3 protein-coding genes are annotated in these 3744 nt (G+C 31.3%); all 3 read right to left on the bottom strand.

Features of this window, described 5'->3' with window-relative positions:
* A partial coding sequence (locus ABY298_RS15450; RefSeq protein ID WP_372746947.1) for a hypothetical protein occupies nucleotides 1-1326 on the bottom strand: 1326 nt, incomplete at its 3' end.
* Nucleotides 1327-1343: 17 nt separating this feature from the next.
* A complete protein-coding gene (locus tag ABY298_RS15445; RefSeq protein WP_372746946.1) occupies nucleotides 1344-2279 on the bottom strand; it encodes a type IX secretion system membrane protein PorP/SprF in 936 nt (311 codons plus the stop codon).
* 34 nt (nucleotides 2280-2313) lie between these two features.
* Nucleotides 2314-3744, bottom strand: a 1431-nt coding sequence (locus ABY298_RS15440; RefSeq protein WP_372746945.1) for a gliding motility-associated C-terminal domain-containing protein, incomplete at its 5' end; no start/stop codon positions are given.

Genomic DNA, 3744 nt, shown 5'->3' with positions numbered 1-3744 from the left:
TTTATCATCAAATAAAGTAACCAAAGCACCTGGAAGTAAATCTAAACTAGTTTTATTTTGAACAAAACCTTCAATAAAGTATTGTTTAGTTTGTGTAAAACTATAAATATCATCATCTCCCATTCCGCCTTTTCTGTTAGATGCAAAATAACCAGTTTCATTTTCTTCATCAATTATAAAAGCAAAATCATCGGCAGAACTGTTAATTACGTTACTTAAATTAATAGGTTCAGAATATTTATCTCCGTTTATTTCACTTTTAAAAATATCCAAACCGCCTAAACCAATGTGACCATCTGACGCAAAATAAAGTATGTTTTTAGAACTTACATATGGAAACTGTTCGCGCTGTGGAGTGTTAACTGTACTGCCTAAATTTTTTGGAGTAGTGTAGGTTCCATCGGCATTAATATCAACTACATAAATATCAAAAGAACCCAAACTTCCTGGCATATCTGATGCAAAATATAATTTTTTATCATCGGCACTTAATGCAGGATGTTCAGTTGAATAATTATTACTGTTAAAAGGTAATTCTGTAATATTTGTCCAAATGTTATTAATTAGTTGTGCTTTGTAAATTTTAAGATGCGTTATTTTATTTTCATCTTTTCCTTTTTTACCATCAATAAAATTATTTCGAGTAAAATACATTGTTTTTCCATCGGCTGTAAAAACTGCATTTGATTCGTGCATTTTTGTATTGATAGACTCAGAAAAAGCTGTTATGTTTGAAATGTTGTTTTCCGAATTTACATCTGCCTGAAACAAATCTAAATATGGTTGATTGTTCCAATCATAATTTGGTCCATTGTTTCTTGTGGATGCGAATACTATTTTGTTTCCAAAAGTTGCTACACCAAAATCTGAACCTGTTGAGTTGATAGAAAGTGGTTGAACAATATATGGTCTTTTAATATTCTTATTTAAGGCTTCAAAATATTGTAAAGTAGAATTACTGCTTTCGCTAGCAATATTTTTTTTCTCGTTATATGTTTTTAACCATTTATCGGCTTCATCAAACTTATTAATTCCTTTTAAAGCTTGTGAATATCTGTAAAAATATATTGGATCAATCTTGTTTTCATACATTTTTATAGTAATGCCATACCATTTTGCTGCTTCCTGCATTTTATTGTTAAAAAAGTAGCAGTCGCCTAATTTTTCATTTATTTCTTGCGTTTTAAATTCTTCAGCTAAATACAATTCAGCAGCATCAACATACGCTCTTTTTTCAAATAAATTATTTGCTCGCCTTAAATTTTGCGCTACTATAAGTTGCGTTGAAAATATAAGTATTATAAGGGATATAAGTATTTTTTTCATTTGTAAGGACGTTTTTATTAAAAGAATCTAGGTGATTTGTTATACCCTCTATTTAGGTTAAATAAATCGTAATCATACAATACAAAAACTTCGTGAGATCCTGAACTAAAAGGACCAAGGTTCCCAATAGTATGATCGTATGCATAACCAATGCGAAGTTCTGATGTTGCTCTAACATTAAACATTCCGCTAAAGGAATCGTTAATTCTATAGCCTAAACCAAATTCAAATTTATCATCGTATAATACATTTGCTGTTAAATCTAAAGACATTGGAGAGCCTTTTACCATTTTGGTCATAAATGCAGGTTTTACTTTAAAAAGTTCGTTAACTTCATATACATATCCACCGGTTAAAAATACGTGCATTTGTTCTGTGCCTTGATATCTTCCGTTATCTCTATCTAAATGTTTGGCATTTAAAATGTTTGGAACAGATAGCCCTACATAATAATTGTCTTTATTATAAAAAGCTCCTAATCCCATGTTAAAATAGGATCGGTTAATGTTTTCGGCAAAATCTGGATCGGTAAATACATCTCCAGACTCTAATGTAAATCCGTTAAAATTAACATCAAAAAAGGTTACTCCAGCTTTTAAACCAAGCGATAAATTTCCGTTTTCTTCTAAATCTAATTTATAGGCAAAATCGGCATATAAATTATTTTCTTTAACAACATCACCAATGTTATCGTTAACTAAAGAAAAACCTACTTCAATTTTTTCGTCTATTGGAGTATGTGCAAATATATTTGATGATTTTGGCGCACCATCTACACCAACCCATTGCGTTCTGTGCAATGCGCCAAAGTTTACGATACCTAAATTTCCTGTTGTATATGCGGGATTAATAACACTCATATTGTACATGTACTGTGTGTATTGTGCATCTTGTTGTGCACAAACTATGGTAGTTGTAATAAGTGTTAAAAATGATATTAGTAATTTTTTCATACTTTTTTATATTGGATGTTTCTTTTTCTTTTTTTTAGCGACTTAAATATAACTTACGTTGTATAGGTTTTCTATCATTTTTATTGAAGTAAATTATGAAGTAATAAACTCCTGCAGGAACTAATTCTCCGTCTCCTTTTAATCTACCATTCCAATCAGGTTTAGCAGCATTAGCGGTGTACACTAAATTTCCCCAACGATTGTAGAATTCAACTTTAAAATTAGGGTATAAATCTCTTAAATTTCCTAATTTAAATGTATCGTTTATACCGTTTCCTGTTGGAGAAAAACCATCGTAAATCTCTACATCATAAGCATCACAAGATTCTAAAGAGACTGTTACCTCTAAAGGATTTAAACTTGTACAACTATCAGCATCTGTTTCTATAGCGTAATAGGTTTCTCCTTCAACTAATAAATCAGATAAATTAAGTACCGAACCATTAGGATAAGCATTGTACCAAGTAATTGTTCCTCCGTTTAACGCAGTTACATTTGCATTTAAATCTGAGAGTGTTGGTTTGTCAATTTTACAAAATTCGTTTCCTAAAGATATAATTATTGGAGCTTTAGGATCTGTTAAAGTAACAGAAACAACTACTCTAGATGAACTTAAACATCCTGTTGTTGTATTTGTTTGAGCTGCCCAATAGCTTTTTCCATCAACCAATAAATCTGATGATAATAGTGGAGTTGTAGAAGTTTGAGAGTCAAACCAAACAATTCCATTTCCTGAAACATCTAAACTGCTAATTGTTGGTTTACTAGAAGCACAAAATGTTTGAGAAACATTGGTAATTGTTGCTGGTAAAATATCATTAATTATTACAGTAACACTTAATCTTGAAATACTTTCACAACCTGTAGTGGCATCTGTTGAAGCCGCCCAATAAATTCCATCTGTTAAAATTTCTGTTGAATTTAAAGGTGTTGTAGAAGTTTCACTAGAGTACCATTTAATAGTTGATCCAGTTGCTTGTAAATTGGCAACAGTAGGATTGTTAGCTAAACAAAAACTTTGAGTTGTTTGTGTAGTTGTTGGCACAACAGGATTAATAATATTTACATTAATTAATAATCTTGTAGCGCTTTCGCAACCATTTGCTCCTGTTTGTGAAGCCCAGTAATCACCACTAATTAATACATCTGTAGTATTTAAAGGTGTTGTAGAAGTTTCAGTATCATACCAAATAATTGAAGTTCCACTAACTGATAAGTCAGCAATTGTAGGCGTATTTGGTAAAAAATCTTTAATACAAAACGATTGATTTGCAGCTGTAGTTGTTGGCGGTGTAGTTTTGTTAATTGTAACATTTACCACAGTTCTTGAAGCGCTTTCGCAACCAGAAGCATCAGTTTGTGATGCCCAATAATCGCCATCTGCTAATAAATCAGTTCCGTTTAAAGGCGTTGTAGAAGTTTCTGTATCGTACCATAAAACACTAGTTCCTGTAACATCAAGTTC

Origin of the sequence: Lutibacter sp., from assembly GCF_041596795.1 — a bacterium.
GTDB lineage: Bacteria > Bacteroidota > Bacteroidia > Flavobacteriales > Flavobacteriaceae > Lutibacter.
Note: the sequence above shows the minus strand (reverse complement) of the source record. Positions and strands in the feature narration are given on the sequence as shown.